This window comes from Leisingera sp. ANG-M7, assembly GCF_000813965.1.
Lineage (GTDB): Bacteria > Pseudomonadota > Alphaproteobacteria > Rhodobacterales > Rhodobacteraceae > Leisingera.
The window spans coordinates 20,625-38,019 of record NZ_JWLI01000006.1 but is presented as its reverse complement, the minus strand read 5'-3'; the positions used below and the strand labels follow the sequence as shown (position 1 = coordinate 38,019).

The following is a 17,395-nucleotide window of genomic DNA, read 5'->3' as shown; positions in this document are numbered from 1 at the left end:
ATTTTCAGCCGCCCGACAGGATGATAGATAGGCCTCATGACTCTTCAGAACGATCTCCAGTCCGCCTTGGGTTTTCTCAACCAGGGCAAATTCAAACAGGCGCTGAAACAGTCCAAGGGCGGCATGAAACGGTATAAAAGCCACCCGGATTTCCCCAATATCGCCGGCATCTGCCTGTCAGGCCTCGGCAAACACCGAGATGCAGTCCCCTACTTTAAGAAGGCGCTGGCGCTGGCCCCCGGATTTCACGACGCCCGCAAGAACCTGGCGCAAACGCTGCTGTTCATGCAGCAGGGCGAACCGGCGATGAAATTGCTGGAGCGGGTGCTGAAGGACCAGCCCGGCGATCAAGCGGCGCTTTACCTGCAGGCGCAGGCGCATCTGGTGATGAACAACGCCGAGGCCGCGATCGGAACCGCCACCGCGGCGCTGGCCCGCGACCCGCGCCAGCCGCGGATGCTGCGGCTGCGCGCCACCGCCTGGAACACGCTGGGCGATGAAAAGGCCACGCTGGCCGATTATCAGGCCGCGATCAAGGTGAACCCCAATGACGCCGACGCACTGCAGAGCGCCAGCCTGCTTCTGGCCCGCCTGATGCGCCAGGACGAGGCCACCGAGGCCGCCCGGAAAGCCGTGGCCGTGGCCCCCCAGAACGTCGAGGCCCGCCGCCGCCTGGCCAGCCAGCTGATCTCCAACGGCGAAAGCGGTGCCGCGCGCGAACAGTGCCTGGCGCTGATGGAGCTGGACCCCAAGGACACCCAGGTGCTTGAAATGCTGGCCCGCATCAGCAGCCGAGAGCAGAACGCGGATCTGCTGCCGATTGCGCAAAAGGCGCTGAAAGCCGCCGCGCCCCGCTCGCTCGACCGCGCCAACGTCAGTTTTGCCCTGGCCCGGATCGCTGATCAGGAGGGTGACAAGGACGCCTTCGCCGCCCACAACGACGAGGCCAACGCCTGTATGGCCGCGCAGACTCCCTATGATTACGAAGAGAGCGAGCGCCAGTTCACCCGGATCATGGCCGCCTTCCCGGATCAGATCACGCCGGCGGATACTGCGCCGGAAGGCCCCCGCCCGATCTACGTGGTAGGAATGCCGCGCTCCGGCACAACGCTCACGGAAACCGTGATCGGCCTGCACCCGGATGTATTCCCGCTGGGCGAGCGCGGCGTGCCGGCCTTCCTGCTGCATCCCTTTATCGAAAAGGATCAGGACTTCACGCCCGCGGCCGCCCGCACCTTCGTCGCGGAGGACATCAGCCGCCTGCCTGAAATGCCCGAGGGCACCGCAGCCTATGTCGACAAGATGCCCGACAACTACCGCCTGCTGGGCTACCTTGGCACCGCCTACCCGGATGCACGCTTTGTTCATCTTTGCCGCGATCCGCGCGATGTGGCGCTGTCGATCTGGCGCGGCTATTTCTCCGGCAGCTCGCTCACCTATGCCTACGACCTCAAGGCGATGGCGCACCGCTTCAATCTTTATGGCCAGCTGATGCAGCACTGGCGGCAGGTGATGCCGGGGCGGATCTATGATCTGCGCTACGAAGACTTCGTTGCCGGTATCGAGGGCGAAAGCCGCAAGCTGGCGGACTTCTGCGGGCTGGAGTGGGTCGAAGACATGGCCCACCCGGAACGTCACGAGGGCCAGGTTCTGACACTGTCGAACACCCAGGTAAGGCAGACGGCGCACACCCGCTCGATCGGCAAATGGGTGAAATTCGCCGATGTCCTGGCGCCGTTCATCGACGGGCTGGACCCGGAAATCTGGCCCGAAATCAAAGGGTAACGGGGCCTACTTGGTATAGGCCTTGCGCGCGATCTCAATCCGCGCGTCCATCATCGACATCTCTTTCAGGATCTCCTGCCGGCGGCTGCGGTCGCCGGCCTCGCGCAGCTCCGTCCGCAGGCGCTGCAGCTCGCGCGACAGGCTCACAAACTCCGGCACCCCGCCGCTCTCGCGGATCAGCCGGTTGACCAGTTCATTCTCCGGATCATCGCATTTGGGCAGCGGCTTGCCTGCGCCCTGCAGATTGTCAAAGGCGCCGTCTTTCTCGGCGGCTTCAATGCGGGCGTTGATGAGGTCGATCAGCGGGTGGTCCATGCGCCCATTCTGCCATGTGCGCAAGCGGCGTGAAAGCCCCCGCCATTCCGTTAACAAACCGGTGGCGAAGGTGAAGGATGCTTAAAGAAAATGCGGCAGCCCTCCTGCCCGAATGTTTCGCGCGCGAAACATTCGGTCCGGTCCGGACCTGTGTGCCGCGGCCTATTTCACCTGCGAAATCCGCCCGTCGGTATAGGGCGTATAGGGGCCTTGGGCAGCCAGGTATTCCGCCAGCACATCCGCCAGGTCGGGACCAAAGTCATAGGCGTTCTTGTCGTCGCCCGCGAACATCGCATAGCCGTCGCCGCCATTGCGGACGTAATCGTTGGTGACAACCACATAGGTCTTGGCCGGGTCGATGGGCACAAAGCTCTCGCCCTCTGCCACCATCACCTCGGTGACGCGGCCCGCATTCGGCGCAGCTGAGCTGTCCCAGCTGAACTTGAGCCCCGCCACCTGCGGGAAGCGGCCTTTGACATCCTCCACCTGGCTGACACCATTCTCCAGCGCCGCGACCAGCGTCTTGCCGTCGATCTGGAACGTCGAGAGCGTGTTCTGGAACGGCAGGATGGTCAGCACCTCGCCCATGGTGACCTCGCCTGCATCCAGGCTCGCCCGGATACCGCCGGAGTTGGCAATGGCGATGGTCACGCCCTGATCCTTCACCCGGTCGAGCATTGCATCGGCCACCAGATTGCCCATCGGACACTCCTGCACCCGGCACACATCACGGCTGCCTTCGATGGGTTCTGCGGCCTCTGCCACCACTTTGTTGCGGATCTCGTCCAGCGGCTGGGCCAGTTCAGCAATCCTGCTGAGGGTGGCATCATCTTCCGCAACTCGAGCATCCATGATCAGCGGCTCGCCTGAGGCGCTGACAACTTTGCCTGCATCGTCAAATGTCACAATCAGCTCGCCCAGGAACTTGCCATAGGCATAGGCCTGCACGATCTGCACCCCGTTCACCACGGTCGGATACGGCCCTGCAGCCTTCTCCGAGGTGTTGGACAGATAGGTGTTGGAATGGCCGCCAACGATCACATCCACGCCGGTGGTTTCCGCCGCCACCCGCTGGTCGACGCCATAGCCGGAATGGCTGAGGACCACGATCTTGTTCACGCCCTCAGCAGTCAGCCTGTCGACCTCCGCCTGCACCGCCGCCACGGGATCGGAGAACTGCACGTTCTTGCCAGGGCTTGCCAGCTCGTGCGTATCCTCCGGCGTCAGGCCGATCAGGCCAATCTTCTCGCCGCCGCGCTCGATCACCGTGGATTTTCTCAGCACATCCTCCAGCGCCGGCTCCTGCGACACATCCGCATTCGACATCAGGACCGGAAAGCCCACCGCATCCATGAACCCGCGCAGCACCTCCGGCCCGTCGTCGAACTCATGGTTGCCGACGGTCATCCCGTCATAGCCCAGCTTGGTCATGAACTCCGCCGCGGCCTTACCCTTGTAATAGGTATAAAACAGCGAGCCCTGGAACTGGTCGCCGCCGTCCACCAGGATCGCATTCTCAGCCCGCGCGCGGGCATCGGCAATCGCCGTCACCAGCCGCGCGGTGCCGCCAAAGCACTTGCCCTCAGCCTGATCCTCAGAGTCGCAGGTGCTGTCGTATTTGTTGATCGGCTCAAACCGCGAATGGAAATCGTTGGTGTGCAGGATGGTCAGCTTGTACTCCGCCGCCGCGCTGCCCGCGATCAGGGCCAGGGCTGCAACCGGTGTGAGAATGCGTGCAATCATGAGGAGCGCTCCCGTTGTTCTGTTTTAAGAGGAGCCTGCGCCCAAACCCCGCGCCGGTCAAAGGGGAAAAGCTGCGCCGCCGCCTCCCCTTGCGTCAGCTTTGCACAGGTGCTGCCGCCAATCCCCCTTGATTCATCTGCCAACGCAGGGCATCAGGCCGATATGCTGATTTACAAGATTTTCCGGGCGGACGAATGGGCCGCGCTGCAGGCCGCGGGCGAGACCAGCGGCGCGCCGATTGATGTTGCGGACGGCTACGTCCATTTCTCCACCGCCACCCAGGCGGCGGAAACCGCGGCCAAGCATTTCGCTGGTGCCGAGGGGCTGACCCTGCTGGCCTGTGACGCAGATGCAATGGGCGCGGACCTGAAGTGGGAAGTGTCCCGCGGCGGCGCCGAATTCCCGCATCTCTACCGCAATATCCGCATGCCGGACGTGGTCTGGGCCAAGCCGCTGCCGCTGGTCGAGGGCACCCATCAGTTCCCGGAGGAAATGGCATGAAGCTGACAGAGAAACTCGCGCTAGCCGCCATGCACCGGATCGATCCGGAGGCGGCGCATGGGTTGTCGGTGAAGGCGCTGACCATGGGGCTGGCCCCTGCCCCGGGCCCGGTGACATCCGCCCGGCTGAAGACCACCTTGGCGGGGATTGATCTGCCGAACCCGGTGGGCCTTGCTGCAGGCTATGACAAGAACGCCGAAGCCTTGGCGCCGCTTTCAAATTCCGGCTTCGGCTTCATCGAAGTTGGCGCGGCAACGCCCCGCCCGCAGCCCGGCAACCCCAAGCCGCGCCTGTTCCGCCTGACCGAGGACAAGGCCGCGATCAACCGCTTCGGCTTCAACAACGAGGGCATGGAGGCCATCGGAGCGCGTCTGGCGCAGCGCCCGCGCGATGCGGTCATCGGGTTGAACCTCGGCGCCAACAAGGACAGCGAAGACCGCGCCGCCGATTTCGCCAAGGTGCTGGCCCATTGCGGTGCGCATCTGGACTTTGCCACCGTCAACGTGTCCTCCCCCAACACCGAGAAACTGCGCGACCTGCAGGGCAAGGCGGCGCTGTCGGCGCTGCTGGCGGGCGTCATCGAAACCCGCGAGGGCCTCAGCCGCCGGGTGCCGGTGTTCCTGAAGATCGCACCGGATCTGGACCGTGCGGGGATCGAGGATATTGCCGCCGTCGCGCTGGAAACCGGCATCGACGCGGTGATTGCCACCAACACCACCCTGTCGCGCGACGGGCTGCAGAGCCCCCACAAGGACGAGGCAGGCGGTCTGTCCGGCGCGCCGCTGTTTGAAAAGTCCACCCGGGTTCTGGCACAGCTGTCGGAGCTGCTGGATGGCAAGGTGCCGCTGGTCGGCGTCGGCGGCATCAGCACCGCGGAACAGGCCTATGCCAAGATCTGCGCCGGGGCCTCAGCCGTGCAGTTCTACACCGCGATGGTTTATGGCGGGCTGTCGCTGGCCGGGGACATTGCCCGCGGCCTGGATGAATTGCTTGCCCGCGACGGGTTCGACAACGTCGCGCAAGCGGTTGGAACCAAACGGAAGGATTGGCTGTGATCACTTATTGGCATTACCCGAAATGCTCAAAATCCCGCGCAGGCCTTGCGCTGATCGAGGAGCGCGGCGCAGAGGTGCAAACGCGCGTCTATCTGGAAGATGCCCCTTCTGTCGAAGAGCTAAAGGCGGTGCAGGCCGCACTTGGTGTGTCCGCGGTTGAGATGATGCGGACCGGCGAGAAGGTCTTCAAGGAGCTGGGCCTGAGCAAAGACAGCGCCGAGGAAGATTTGCTGGCGGCAATGGCCGCGCATCCGATCCTGATAGAGCGCCCGATTGCGATCGAGGACGGCAAAGCCGTGATCGGCCGCCCGACCGAAGCGATTGAATCACTGCTGTAGGACATGGTGGCGGGCATACTGGCCCGCCTAAACAAGTCAGGCGCCGACCTGTGCCTCCAGCCTCGGGTAGCGCAAGCCCAGCGTCACGCCGCGGGCGATGTTCAGGACGATCAGCGCCGCCCACAATCCGTGATTGCCAAAGGCCGGCACCAGCAGCAGCAGCGCCGCCACATAGATCGCCACCGATTGCAGCATTGCCCACCGCATATCGCGTGTCCAGGTGGCGCCGATGTAGATGCCGTCGAACATGTAACTGGCCACGCTGAGGATTGGCAGCACCGCGGCCCAGACCAGGAACACCCGCCCCGCCTCGCGGACTTCCGGCGACGTGGACATGAGGTCGATCAGCCAGGGACCTCCGGCAGCAAAGGTGATGCCCAGCAGGACTGCACCGCCCGCACCCCATTGCGACGTCACCACGGCAGCCCGGCGCACGCGGGTCCGCGCCTTGGCCCCGACGGCACCGCCCACCAAAGCCTCCGCAGAGAAGGCGAATCCATCGAGTGCAAAGGCGGTGATCTCGACAAATTGCAGCAGGATCTGGTTGGCAGCGAGGTTCACGTCGCCGATGCCGGAGCCGATGAACAGAAAGGTGGTGAAGGAGCCGGTAAGCAGCACCGAGCGCACCATAATGTCGCCGTTCACCTGCATCATCCGTTTGAGCCGCGCCGGGTCAAACACCCGCGCCCAGTCGCGCCATTGGTCGCCGGCAAAGGCATCGCGGCACAGGTACAGCCCCAGCGCCAGCCCGCTCCATTCCGCGATCAGCGTGGCAATGGCAACACCCTCCACGCCCCAGCCAAGGCCCAGCACGAACCACAGGTCCAGCGCGATGTTCAGCCCGTTCATCCAGACCTGCAGCAGGAACACGCCGCGGGTGCGCTCCACCGCAATCAGCCAGCCGGTGACCGCATAGAGCGCGATGGTGGCGGGTGCCCCCCAGATGCGGATCTGCAGGTAATCGCGGGCCAGGCTTTCGACCTCGGCACTGGCGGGTGCCAGCGCAAAGGCACCCCAGAACACCGCGCCTTGCGCGATGATGAAGACAGCGCCGGCGGCAAAGGCCAAGAGCAGCCCGCGCATCAGCAGGGCACCGGTTTCCCCCCAGTCCCCTGCCCCGCGCGCCTGCGCGGCCAGCCCGGTCGTGCCCATCCGCAGGAAGCCGAAGATCCAGTAGATCGTCGCAAGGATCACCGCGCCGATGCCCACTGCGCCAATCGGCGCGGCCTCGCCCATCTGGCCAACCACACCGGTGTCGACGGCGCCCAGAATGGGCACCGTGGCGTTTGACAGAACAATCGGCAAAGCGATCGTCAGCACCCGTTTGTGGGTGATGTCCGTGTCCGCATTGGCCATGAGTGTTCAGCCTTCGCCGTTATTGTCCTGCGGCATCAGGAAATGGCCGGTGGCCTGAGCAAAGAGCTTGTCCTTATGGTCCTGCCAAGCCTCCACATGCACCGAGGCATAGCGGCGCCCTGAACGGTTCACCCGGGCGCGCGCATAGGCGTCGCGCGGCAGGCCGGAGCGCAGGTAGTCGACAGTGAAATCAATCGTCTTGGGCTGGCGCGGCAAGTTGCCCTTGGCCATCTCCGCCGGGTCCAGATCGCCGTTTTCGATCCGCTGCCATAAGTGCGACCAGTTGAGCGTGATCATCGCGGTGATTTCTAGGAACGCCGCCGTCACCCCGCCGTGGATAGCAGGCAGGAAGGGGTTGCCGATCAGCTTGTCGTCGAAATTCAGCACCGCTGTCAGCTCGTCACCGCGGCGTTCGAAGGTCACGTTCAGAAAGCGGATGTAAGGCACCGAGTCGACCAGCGCCGACAGGGCTGCATCACGGCGCTGCTTGACCACCTGGATAGGTTCGGGACGGGGGCGGCTCAAAACTTCTTCTCCACGGTAAAGGCGCCAGAGGCGGTGGCGACAGGGCGGTCGGTGTCCTCGTCCATCGCCACGGCGCGGACAAAGGCGACGGTGCGGGTGATGTGGTGGCAGGTGGCGCGGGTTGTGATCGCCTGCCCCGGTGTGGCCGGGCGCATGTAGTCGATGCGCAGGTCGATGGTGGCAGTGCCGCCCGGGGCGGATGGGTGGCTCATTACCGCTGCACCGCAGCATGTGTCCATCAGGGCGGAAACCGCGCCGCCGTGAATAACGCCGGTGGCAGGATCGCCGATCAGCTTTTCGTCATAGGCCATGCGGATCTCGGCAGTGCCGTCGCCGATCTCTGTTAGCTTCATTCCCAATTGCTTGGCATGGGGGATCGCTTCGATGAACTGGCGCGCGAGCTCGGTCTTGTCGGCCATGTGGCTGTCCTTTGAAATCTCTGCCCCCATCTTTGGCCCTGCCCCGGCAAAAGCGCAAGTGTGCCGCCGCGGAGGTTGCAACGTTCGCTGCAAGTGCATAGGTTCCCGGCAAGGGAGACGACGGATGACCGACAAAAGATTGTCATTCAAGGAAATGTGCGCTGAGTTCGAGGTCACGCCGCGGACGCTGCGCTACTATGAATACATCGAACTCTTGCAGCCGGACCGCGAAGGCCGGTCACGCTTTTACGGTGCACGTGAGCGTGCCCGGATGAAGCTGATCCTGCGCGGGCGCAAGTTCGGCTTTCAGCTGGAAGAGATCCGCCAGTGGCTGCTGATCTATGAAAAAGAAGGCAACGACGCCCAGAACCATGCGTTCATGGAAATGGCCGATCGGCAGCTGGTGGAGCTGGAGAAGCAGCGCGAGCAGATCAATGAGGCGATTGAAGAGCTGAGCGAACTTCGGGAAAGCACCCGGGCACTGCTGAAATAGGGCCAGCACATCTTTCCGGTATTTGAACCCCGTCCTTGTGGCGGGGTTTTTCTTTTGCTGACTTCGCAGCCGGATTCGCCGGGTTCCAGGTCCGATCCGTCTCCAAAACCCGCGTGCGGACCGCATCCCGGCACATAACGTTACGTCACTTTATGTGCGCTTTACGAACCCGTAACACCTCACAAAGTGACGCAACGTACAACTTACGTAAACGTAAAGTCAGTCTTGATCGGAATCCGAACTGCGCACAGCTTGGGGCTGCACCAAGCCGTAAGAGTGACGATGATGACCGAAGAAACCATGACCATCCGCGAGATGTGCGAGGCCTTTGACGTGACGCCCCGCACACTCCGGTTCTACGAAGCCAAGGAACTGCTGTTCCCGATCCGAGACGGCCAGAAGCGGCTGTTCACCAAACGCGACCGCGCCCGGCTGAAGCTGATCCTGCGCGGCAAGCGGTTCGGGTTCAGCCTGGAGGAAATCCGCCAGTTGCTGGAACTGTACCACGTCGGCGACCAGCAGGTGACCCAGCTCACCAAGACCTATGAGGTCGCGCGTGACCGGCTCGCCGATATGGAGCGCCAGCGCGAGGAACTGACCGAGGCAATCGAGGACCTGAAGGACCAACTGGCCTGGGGCGAGAAGATGATCGCCTCGATGAAGGCCAAGCAGGAGGCGGCCGAATAGGCCGCCGCCTCGCCCTTTCCCGCCGGCCTGCCCGGCATAGACCACGATCACCAAGACCCTGAAGAGGACCGCAATGCCTTCCTATCGAGCCCCCGCCAAAGACGCCCAGTTCATCCTGCACGACGTGCTGAAGGTCTCCGGCCAGGACATCCCCGGATACAATGAGCTGGAACCGGATTTCACCGGCGCCGTGCTGGAAGAAGCGGGCAAGATCGCCAGCGAAGTGCTGCACCCGCTGAACACGGTGGGCGACCAGGAGGGCTGCCGCCTGGAAAACGGCGTGGTCTACACCCCCAAGGGTTTCCTGGAAGCCTTCGAACAGGTGAAGGAAGGCGGCTGGACCGGGCTGGACATGCCGGAAGAATTCGGCGGCCAGAACATGCCCTATGTGATGGGCACTGCAGTGGGCGAGTTCTTCTCCGCCGCAAACCAGGCCTTCACCATGTACCAGGGCCTGACCCACGGCGCCGCTTCGGCGATCCTGGCGCACGGCACCGACGAGCAGAAGGCCACCTATCTGCCCAACATGGTCAGCTGCCAGTGGACCGGCACCATGAACCTGACCGAACCGCATTGCGGCACCGACCTGGGCCTGATGCGCACCAAGGCGGAACCGCAAGGTGACGGCAGCTTCAAAATTTCCGGGCAGAAGATCTTCATCTCCTCCGGCGATCACGACATGGCGGAGAACATCGTGCATCTGGTGCTGGCCAAGATCCCCGGCGGCCCAGAGGGCATCAAGGGTGTCAGCCTGTTCATCGTGCCCAAGTTCCTGGTGAACGCGGACGGCAGCCTGGGCGAGCGCAACGGAGTCTCGGTCGGCAAGATCGAGGAGAAGATGGGCATCCACGGCAACTCCACCTGCGTGATGAACTATGACGGCGCGACCGGCTGGCTTCTGGGTGAGGAGCACAAGGGCATGCGCGCCATGTTCACCATGATGAACGAGGCCCGCCTGGGCGTCGGCATGCAGGGCCTGGCGCAGGCCGAGGCCGCCTATCAGAACGCGCTGGAATACGCCAAGGACCGGCTGCAGGGCCGCGATGTGACCGGCACCAAGAACCCGGACGGCCCGGCGGATCCGCTGATCGTGCACCCGGATATCCGCCGTTCGCTGATGGATCAGAAAAGCTTTGCCGAGGGCGCGCGCGCGTTCCTCTTGTGGGGTGCCACCCTGATCGACCAGGCGCACCGCGCTGGCGACAAGGATGCGGACGGGCTGATCTCGCTGATGACGCCGGTGATCAAAGGCTTCCTGACCGACCAGGGCTATGACATGACCGTGCAGGCACAGCAGGTCTATGGCGGCCATGGCTACATCGAGGAATGGGGCATGTCGCAATACACCCGCGACGCCCGCATCGCGATGATCTACGAGGGTGCCAACGGCGTGCAGGCGCTGGATCTGGTGGGCCGCAAGCTGGGGCAGCACGGCGGCAAATACGTTCTCGCGTTCTTTGATATGGTGAAGACGTTCTGCCAGGAAAACAAAGAGATTTCAGAGGCTTTCACCAAGGACTTCATCAAGCCCCTGCAGGCAGCCTCCAAGGATCTGCAGGCCGCCGGCATGTTCTTCATGCAAAGCGGCATGAAGAACCCGAACCATGCGCTGGCGGGGTCTTACGACTTCATGCATCTGTTCGGCCAGGTCTGCCTGGGCCTGATGTGGGCCAAGATGGGCAAGGCGGCGCAGGAAGCGCTTGACGCCGGGACGCAAGACGCGGCGTTCTATGAGACGAAACTCGCAACCGGCCGGTACTACATGGCACGGCGGCTGCCCGCGACCAAGCTGCACCTGGCCCGCATCGAAAGCGGCGCCGACACGGTGATGGCGCTGGACGCGGACGCCTTCTGATGCCTGCGGGCGTCCCCTCGCGGGGCGCCCGGTTCTGCCCCGGCCGGTGCTTTGACACACAAAGGACCGCAAGATGCCGAAACGTTTCCGCCTGACCCGCCGCCTGCCGATCGCAATGACGGAGGACGGCTACCGCAGGCTGAAGAAGTTCGCCCAGGAGGCGGGGCTGGACGAGGGAGAAGCGCTGTCATTCCTGTTCGAGAACTTCGACAGCGTGACGGACTACGAGAACCTGAGCCACCGGCTGCGGCTGTTCAACGCCGAGCTGGAGGCCCGCAAGAGATAAGGCCCGCTAACGGGCCGAAGGGAGCAAGATGACCAGCACGCACTCCGCATGGATGACGGAAGAGCACCAGATGCTTGGGGAGATGACCGCCCAGTTCATCACCAATGAATGGACCCCCAAGTTCGAAACCTGGCGCAAGCAGGGCCTGATGGACCGGGAGACCTGGAATCAAGCCGGCGAGCTGGGCCTTCTCTGCCCCTCGATCCCGGAAGGCTACGGCGGCGCCGGCGGCGATTTCGGCCATGAGGCGGTGATCCTGATGGAAGGCAGCCGCGCCAATCTGGCCAGCTGGGGCAATGGCATTCATTCCGGCATCGTGGCGCATTACATTCTGGCCTATGGCACCGAGGAGCAAAAAGCGCGCTGGCTGCCGAAGATGGTGAGCGGCGAACTGGTTGGCGCGCTGGCAATGACCGAACCCTCCACCGGTTCCGACGTGCAGGCGATCAAGACCAAGGCGGTGAAAGACGGAAATGCCTACCGGCTGTCGGGCCAGAAGACCTTCATCACCAATGGCCAGCACGCCAACCTGATCCTGGTGGCGGCCAAAACCGACCCGTCCCAAGGCGCCAAGGGCGTGTCGCTGGTGGCAGTGGAGACCGATGGCGCCGAGGGCTTCAGCCGCGGCCGCAACCTCGACAAGATCGGCTGCCATGCGGCGGACACGTCGGAGCTGTTCTTCAGCGATGTGGAGATCCCGCCGGAAAACATCCTGGGCGGCGCCGAGGGCCAGGGGTTCTACCAGATGATGCAGCAGCTGCCACAGGAGCGGCTGATCATCGCCTGCGGCGCGGTCGGCGCGATGGAAGGCGCGGTTGAACGCACTGTGGCCTACTGCAAGGAGCGCGAGGCCTTTGGCGGGCCGCTGACGCAATTCCAGAACACCCGCTTCAAGCTGGCCGAGTGCCTGACCAAGACCAAGGTCGCGCGCGCTTTCCTGGACGAATGCATCGCCGAACACCTGCAGGGCAAGCTGACAGTCGAAAAGGCGGCAATGGCGAAATACTGGATCACCGACACGCAAGGAGAGGTGCTGGACGAATGCCTGCAGCTCCATGGCGGATATGGCTACATGCAGGAATACGCGGTGGGTGAAATGTGGGCCGATGCCCGGGTGCAGCGGATCTATGGCGGCACCAATGAAATCATGAAGGAGCTGATTGCGCGGTCGCTGTAGGCGCAAGGGCCGCGGCGGGACCGCGGGAGGCAGATGATGGATTTTGAGTATTTGGGGAAAGATGAAGCAAAGGCAGTGCCCCTGCCCCTGGCTTTCGCCAAACGGGCAGAGGCGTTTTCACCTTTCACGGCCATCGGCTCTCCAGCCTGTACCGCAAGCCCAAGGTAACAAATGGAGCGATGAGGCGGGTTAATGCCCCATCATCTTTCCAAAAATACTCCACGGGGGTGCGGGGGTGTGAAACCCCCGCTCCGCCATCCGAAACAGGGAGCAACAAATGACAATCAAACTGCATTGCTTTGGCGAAAGCGGTAACTCCTACAAAGCCGCGCTGGCGCTGGAGCTGGCCGGGCTGGACTGGGAACCGGTCTTTGTCGATTTCTTCGGCGGCGCGGCTCGCACGCCGGAGTTCCGGGAATTCTCTGCCATGGCCGAGGCGCCGGTTCTGGTAGACGGGGACGTAACACTCAGCCAGTCGGGCGCGATCCAGCAGTACATCACTGACAAGACCGGCAAGTTCGGCGGCCGCCCCGAGGATAAATACGAGGTGCTGCGCTGGGTGCTGTGGGACAATCACAAGATGTCCAGCCAGGCCGGGTTGACCCGGTTTCTTATCAACTTCCTGCCGGAACAGCACCGTTCGCAGGAAGTCATCAGCTTCATGCAAGGCCGCCTGAAGGCTGCCTATACCACGCTGGAACACCATCTGGAGGGCCGCGAGTGGATCGTGGGCGATGGTCTCACCAATGCCGACATCAGCTGCTGCAGCTACCTCTATTACCCCGAACCCTTCGGCTTCGACCGGGCCGACTGGCCCAATATCGACGCCTGGCTCACCCGCATCAGCGCGCAGCCCGGCTGGAAACACCCCTATGATTTGATGCCCGGCAACCCGTCGGACCGGGCCTGAGGAGAGCAAGATGACAGACGCATATATCTATGACGCGCTGCGCACCCCGCGCGGCAAGGGACGCAAGGACGGTAGCTTGCATGAGGTGACCTCGGTCCGCCTCTCCGCCCTGACCCTGAACGCGATCAAGGAGCGCAACAACCTTGAGGGCCACGCGGTCGAAGACGTGATCTGGGGCAACGTGACCCAGGTGATGGAACAGGGCGGCTGCCTGGCGCGCTCTGCCGTGCTGGCGTCTGACCTGGATGAACGCATCCCGGGTCTCGCCATCAACCGCTTCTGCGCCTCCGGCATGGAGGCGGTGAACCTGGCGGCAAACCAGGTGAAAGGCGGCGCGGGCGATGCCTATATCGCGGGCGGTGTCGAGATGATGGGCCGGGTGGCCATGGGGTCGGACGGCGCAGCGATTGCGGTGGATCCGAGTCTCGCGATGGAGACCTATTTCGTGCCGCAGGGTATTTCGGCAGATATCATCGCAACCGAGTACGGTTTCACCCGCGATCAGGCCGACGCACTGGCAATGGAGAGCCAGCGCCGGGCCGCCAAGGCCTGGGAAGAGAAGCGTTTCGAGAAGTCGGTGATTACCGTGCGGGATCAGAACGGCCTGCCGATCCTGGACCACGACGAATACATGCGCCCCGGCACCGACATGCAGGCGCTTGGCTCGCTGAACCCGGCCTTCCAGATGATGGGCGAGCAGATGCCGGGCTTTGATAAGGTCGCGATGCTGAAATACCCGCATCTGGAGCGGATCAACCACATCCACCATGCGGGCAACTCCTCTGGCATCGTGGACGGTGCTGCGGCGCTGCTGATCGGTAACAAGGAGTTCGGTGAGCGCCACGGCCTGAAACCGCGCGCCCGAATCAAGGCCACCGCCAAGATCGGCACCGATCCCACCATCATGCTGACCGGCCCTGTGCCGGTGACCGAGAAGATCCTGGCCGACAACGGCATGCAAATCAGCGACCTGGACCTGTTCGAGGTGAACGAAGCCTTCGCCTCTGTCGTGATGCGCTTCCAGCAGGCCTTCGATGTCGATCCGGAACTGGTGAACGTCAACGGCGGCTCCATCGCCATGGGCCACCCGCTGGGCGCCACCGGCGCGATCATCATCGGCACCCTGCTGGATGAGCTGGAGCGGCAGGACAAGGAAATGGGTCTCGCCACCCTGTGCATCGCATCGGGCATGGGCGCCGCAACCATCATCGAGCGCGTCTGATGCCGAAGCTGGACCTTTCCCAACTGCCCTGGCGGACCGGATCGGGCTACCCCGGCAAGCTGGCCGAGGCCTGTGAGGGCCGCAGCGTGCAGCCGCTGGGCGACCCCGGCGGGCTCAGCCAGTTCGGCGTCAACATCGTGCGGCTGGCGCCCGGTGCGGCCTCTTCCTTGCGCCATTACCATATGGAGCAGGACGAGTTCCTGATGGTGACCGAGGGCACCTGCACCCTGATCGACGATCAGGGTGCGCATGAGATGATGCCCGGAGACTGCGCAGCATTCCCGGCGGGCGAGGAGAACGGCCACCATCTGGTGAACCGCTCGGACAAGCCAGCGGCATTTCTGGTGGTGGGAACCCGCACCCCGACCGAGACCGGCTATTACAGCGATTTGGACATGATGGTGAAATTCGCAAGCGGCGAGTTCACCTTTACCCGCAAGGACGGCAGCCCGCTGACGGCTGACCAGACCGGAGAAGACACATGAGCGATTTCAAATACGACGTGGACGCAGACGGCGTCGCAATCATCACCTGGGACGCGGAAGGCAAGTCCATGAACGTCCTCACCCGCGAGGCCTTTGGCCTGGTGGAGGAATACGTGGACCGGGCGCTGGAGGACGATGCCGTGAAGGGCATCGTGATCACCAGCGGCAAAAAGGACTTTGCCGGCGGCATGGATCTGAATGTGCTGGCCACCATCCGCGAGGAGTCGGGCGACAACCCGGCCCAGGGCCTGTTCGACTTCACCATGGGCGGCCACCGCATTCTGCGCAAGCTGGAGCTGGCGGGCATGGACCCCAAGACCAAGAAGGGCGGCAAGCCGGTGGCCTGTGCGATCAACGGCACCTGCGCCGGCATCGGCACGGAAATTGCGCTGGCTTGCCATCACCGGGTGATGACCTCCAACCCCAAGGCCAAGATCGGCCTGCCGGAGATCATGATCGGCATCTTCCCTGGCGGCGGCGGCACCATGCGCTATTCCCGCATGGTCGGCGCGATGGCGGCGGCCCCTGTCCTGCTGGAAGGCAAGATGATGGATCCGAAGAAAGCCAAGGGCGCGCAGCTGATCGACGCGGTTGCGGATGATGCGCTGGCCGCGGCCAAGGAATGGGTGCTGAACGCCAAGGACGCAGATCTGGTGAAGCCCTGGGACGCCAAGGGCTACAAGATGCCGGGCGGCGCGCCGTACCATCCCGCGGGCTTCATGACCTTTGTCGGCGCCTCCGCCATGGTGCACGGCAAGACCCAGGGCGCCTTCCCGGCGGCCAAGGCACTGCTCAGCTCGATCTACGAGGGCGCGCTGGTCGATTTCGACACCGCGCTGAAGATCGAAGCCCGGCACTTTACGTCCGTCTTGATGAACCCGTCGTCCTCTGCGATGATCCGCAGCCTGTTCCTGAACAAGCAGGCGCTGGAAAAAGGCGCGGTGCGGCCCAAGGATGTGCCGGATCAATCGGTGAAGAAGATCGGCGTGCTGGGTGCGGGCATGATGGGCGCGGGCATCGCGCTGGTCTCGGCTCAGGCCGGTATGGAGGTGGTGCTGATCGACCGTGACCGGGACGCCGCGGACAAGGGCAAGGCCTATTCCGCCGCCTACATGGACAAGGGCATCAAGCGCGGCAAGGCAACCGAAGAGAAGAAAGAGGCCCTGCTGGCGCAGATCATCGCCACCCCGGATCTGGACGCGCTGAAGGGTTGCGATCTGATCATCGAAGCCGTGTTCGAGGACCCGGGCGTCAAAGCCGAGATGACCCAAAAGGTCGAGGCCATCATCCCGGAGGACTGCATTTTTGCCTCCAACACCTCTACCCTGCCGATCACCGAGCTGGCCAAGGCATCAAGCCGTCCGGAGCAGTTCATCGGCATCCACTTCTTCTCGCCGGTTGAGAAGATGTTCCTGGTGGAGATCATCAAGGGCAAGGAAACCGGCGACCGTGCGGTGGCCAAGGCGCTGGATTATGTGCGCCAGATCCGCAAGACGCCGATTGTGGTGAACGATGCGCGCTTCTTCTACGCCAACCGCTGCATCCTGCCCTACATCAACGAGGGTCTGCGGATGATCACCGAGGGTGTCAGCCCGGTGCTGATCGACAACGCGGCACGGCAGCTGGGCTTCCCGGTGGGACCGGTGCAGCTGACCGATGAGACCTCAATCGATCTGGGCGCCAAGATTGCCCGCGCCACCAAGGCGGCGATGGGCGATGCGTATCCGGAGAGTCCGGCAGATGACCTGATCTTCTGGATGGAGGAACAGGGCCGTCTGGGGCGCAAGTCGAACGCAGGCTTCTTCGAGTACGACGACAAGGGCAAGCGTGTCGAATACTGGAAAGGCCTGCAGGCGAAGTACCCGCTGGCCGCGGAACAGCCCGACCTGATCCAGGTGCAGGAGCGGCTGATGTTCGCTCAGGTACTCGAGGCCGTGCGGGCACTGGAGGAAGGCGTGCTGATGGACATCCGCGAGGGCGACGTCGGTGCCATTCTGGCCTGGGGCTTTGCGCCGTGGTCCGGCGGTCCGCTCAGCTGGCTGGACATTCTCGGCACGCCCTATGCGGCAGAGCGCTGCGACAGCCTTACAGAGCAGTTCGGCGACCGCTTCGCCTGCCCGGCATTGCTGCGCGAAATGGCGGAAAAGGGCCAGAGCTTCTACACCCGCTTTGCACCGGAAACGTCCGCAGCGGCCTGACTCCGCTCCGCAAAACGAGAAAAGGCCGGCGCCCGCGCGCTGGCC

Annotated in this window: 18 protein-coding genes; 13 read left to right on the top strand and 5 right to left on the bottom strand. The window is 63.5% G+C overall.

Translation table 11 applies throughout. The annotated features are described in order from the left end of the window. The first annotated feature begins 36 nt into the window (after window positions 1–36). Window positions 37–1,785: a tetratricopeptide repeat-containing sulfotransferase family protein gene (locus RA26_RS07640; RefSeq protein WP_039182243.1), complete on the top strand. Its 1,749-nt coding sequence runs from the start codon at window positions 37–39 to the stop codon at window positions 1,783–1,785. Window positions 1,786–1,791: 6 nt separating this feature from the next. On the opposite strand, the gene RA26_RS07635 is transcribed toward RA26_RS07640, so the two are convergent. Both RA26_RS07635 and RA26_RS07630 read right to left on the bottom strand, forming a co-directional pair. Next, complete coding sequence (locus tag RA26_RS07635) at window positions 1,792–2,100, bottom strand: DnaJ family domain-containing protein (protein ID WP_039182240.1); 309 nt, start codon at window positions 2,098–2,100, stop codon at window positions 1,792–1,794. A 162-nt stretch (window positions 2,101–2,262) separates the two neighbouring features. Further along, window positions 2,263–3,843, bottom strand: coding sequence for a bifunctional metallophosphatase/5'-nucleotidase (locus RA26_RS07630; RefSeq protein ID WP_039182238.1), 1,581 nt, complete (start codon window positions 3,841–3,843; stop codon window positions 2,263–2,265). A gap of 162 nt (window positions 3,844–4,005) precedes the next feature. Between RA26_RS07630 and RA26_RS07625 the strand changes: the two genes are divergently transcribed. The 3 genes from RA26_RS07625 to arsC are packed head-to-tail and all read left to right on the top strand — an operon-like array spanning window position 4,006 to window position 5,737. Next, window positions 4,006–4,344, top strand: a complete 339-nt coding sequence (locus tag RA26_RS07625; RefSeq protein WP_039182235.1) for a DUF952 domain-containing protein — start codon at window positions 4,006–4,008, stop codon at window positions 4,342–4,344. Next, on the top strand, window positions 4,341–5,399 hold the full coding sequence (locus RA26_RS07620; protein WP_039182232.1) for a quinone-dependent dihydroorotate dehydrogenase: 1,059 nt from the start codon (window positions 4,341–4,343) through the stop codon (window positions 5,397–5,399). The genes RA26_RS07625 and RA26_RS07620 overlap by 4 nt, the downstream gene beginning before the upstream one ends. Beyond that, window positions 5,396–5,737 (top strand): arsenate reductase (glutaredoxin), encoded by a 342-nt coding sequence (gene arsC, locus RA26_RS07615; RefSeq protein ID WP_039182231.1) that lies wholly within the window; start codon window positions 5,396–5,398, stop codon window positions 5,735–5,737. Before RA26_RS07620 ends, arsC begins: the two co-directional genes overlap by 4 nt. 36 nt (window positions 5,738–5,773) lie before the next feature. Here the strand turns inward: arsC and RA26_RS07610 are convergent, their stop codons facing one another. Genes RA26_RS07610 through RA26_RS07600 form a run of 3 tightly spaced genes read right to left on the bottom strand, consistent with a single transcriptional unit; the run spans window position 5,774 to window position 8,037 of the window. Continuing rightward, entirely contained in the window at window positions 5,774–7,093 is a 1,320-nt protein-coding gene (locus RA26_RS07610; protein WP_039182230.1) for an MATE family efflux transporter, read from the bottom strand. 6 nt (window positions 7,094–7,099) lie between these two features. Beyond that, window positions 7,100–7,618 carry a PaaI family thioesterase gene (locus RA26_RS07605; RefSeq protein WP_039182227.1) on the bottom strand — a complete coding sequence of 173 codons (519 nt, stop codon included), beginning with the start codon at window positions 7,616–7,618 and terminating at the stop codon, window positions 7,100–7,102. Then, a complete protein-coding gene (locus tag RA26_RS07600; RefSeq protein WP_039183331.1) occupies window positions 7,615–8,037 on the bottom strand; it encodes a PaaI family thioesterase in 423 nt (140 codons plus the stop codon). Before RA26_RS07600 ends, RA26_RS07605 begins: the two co-directional genes overlap by 4 nt. A 124-nt stretch (window positions 8,038–8,161) precedes the next feature. Here RA26_RS07600 and RA26_RS07595 point away from each other — a divergent pair, with 124 nt between their 5' ends. The 9 genes from RA26_RS07595 to RA26_RS07555 all read left to right on the top strand — a co-directional run bounded on the left by RA26_RS07595 (window position 8,162) and on the right by RA26_RS07555 (window position 17,350). After that, window positions 8,162–8,530: a MerR family transcriptional regulator gene (locus tag RA26_RS07595; protein WP_019295799.1), complete on the top strand. Its 369-nt coding sequence runs from the start codon at window positions 8,162–8,164 to the stop codon at window positions 8,528–8,530. 285 nt (window positions 8,531–8,815) lie between these two features. Next, entirely contained in the window at window positions 8,816–9,217 is a 402-nt protein-coding gene (locus RA26_RS07590) for a MerR family transcriptional regulator (protein WP_029204772.1), read from the top strand. A 73-nt stretch (window positions 9,218–9,290) separates the two neighbouring features. Beyond that, window positions 9,291–11,072, top strand: a complete 1,782-nt coding sequence (locus RA26_RS07585) for an acyl-CoA dehydrogenase C-terminal domain-containing protein (RefSeq protein WP_039182226.1) — start codon at window positions 9,291–9,293, stop codon at window positions 11,070–11,072. A gap of 73 nt (window positions 11,073–11,145) precedes the next feature. Next, window positions 11,146–11,358, top strand: coding sequence for a hypothetical protein (locus tag RA26_RS07580; RefSeq protein WP_019295796.1), 213 nt, complete (start codon window positions 11,146–11,148; stop codon window positions 11,356–11,358). A 28-nt stretch (window positions 11,359–11,386) separates the two neighbouring features. Further along, window positions 11,387–12,535, top strand: coding sequence for an acyl-CoA dehydrogenase family protein (locus RA26_RS07575; protein WP_039182222.1), 1,149 nt, complete (start codon window positions 11,387–11,389; stop codon window positions 12,533–12,535). Window positions 12,536–12,812: 277 nt separating this feature from the next. Continuing rightward, complete coding sequence (locus RA26_RS07570) at window positions 12,813–13,445, top strand: glutathione S-transferase family protein (RefSeq protein ID WP_039182220.1); 633 nt, start codon at window positions 12,813–12,815, stop codon at window positions 13,443–13,445. A gap of 10 nt (window positions 13,446–13,455) precedes the next feature. Continuing rightward, entirely contained in the window at window positions 13,456–14,667 is a 1,212-nt protein-coding gene (locus RA26_RS07565; RefSeq protein WP_039182219.1) for an acetyl-CoA C-acetyltransferase, read from the top strand. Further along, on the top strand, window positions 14,667–15,152 hold the full coding sequence (locus tag RA26_RS07560; RefSeq protein ID WP_039182215.1) for a cupin domain-containing protein: 486 nt from the start codon (window positions 14,667–14,669) through the stop codon (window positions 15,150–15,152). Before RA26_RS07565 ends, RA26_RS07560 begins: the two co-directional genes overlap by 1 nt. Further along, window positions 15,149–17,350, top strand: coding sequence for a 3-hydroxyacyl-CoA dehydrogenase NAD-binding domain-containing protein (locus tag RA26_RS07555; RefSeq protein WP_039182212.1), 2,202 nt, complete (start codon window positions 15,149–15,151; stop codon window positions 17,348–17,350). Before RA26_RS07560 ends, RA26_RS07555 begins: the two co-directional genes overlap by 4 nt. The last annotated feature ends 45 nt before the right edge of the window (window positions 17,351–17,395 follow it).